This is a genomic window from Paenibacillus algorifonticola (assembly GCF_050481745.1).
In the GTDB taxonomy this organism is placed as follows: Bacteria; Bacillota; Bacilli; order Paenibacillales; family Paenibacillaceae; genus Pristimantibacillus; species Pristimantibacillus algorifonticola_A.
This window is the reverse complement of sequence record NZ_JBCNGR010000060.1, coordinates 1-588: the sequence shown is the minus strand read 5'-3', so window position 1 is coordinate 588 and position 588 is coordinate 1. Positions and strand designations below refer to the sequence as shown.

Annotated in this window: 1 protein-coding gene; it reads left to right on the top strand. The window is 48.8% G+C overall.

Features of this window, described 5'->3' with window-relative positions; all coding sequences use genetic code 11:
• On the top strand, positions 1-533 hold a 533-nt coding region (locus ABEW34_RS31085; protein WP_430165474.1), incomplete at its 5' end, for an IS3 family transposase.
• Positions 534-588: the final 55 nt, after the last annotated feature.

Sequence of the window (588 nt, the reverse complement as noted above, 5' to 3'; positions counted from 1 at the left end):
ACCTGATTCAGAGAGACTTCGGCGCTTCAGCTCCCAACCAAAAGTGGCTATCGGATATCACCGAAGTCCCTTGTTCAGACGGCAAGCTCTATCTGTCGGCGGTATTGGATTGCTTCAACGGCGAGATCGTGGGCCTCGCCATAGACGACAACATGCGCAAGGAACTCTGCATCCAAGCCTTTGAGAGCGCCTGTCAAGCAAGAAGTGCTCGCGGAATGATTTTTCACAGCGATCGAGGCAGCCCATTTACGAGTCATGCATTCCGTGAGTGTCTAGCTAAACGAGATGCCATTCAGAGTATGAGCAGCACAGGACGTTGCTATGATAACGCAAGGATGGAAAGCTTTTTTGCTACGCTTAAGAAGGAGAAGCTGTACAAAATCAACACCGAGCGCTATCCGATGGCCTCTATTAAATCGGTCATCTTCAGATACATCATGGTCTACTACAACAGACAGCGGATCTACACCACTAATCCTGGGGGCTGGCCCCCAGCTATTTATCGCGAAAGAATGCTGTCACAAGTAGCTTAGTAACGGGATTTCAGTATGAGGGTGTTTTCAAACTGCACTTTTCTTGACAACTCCA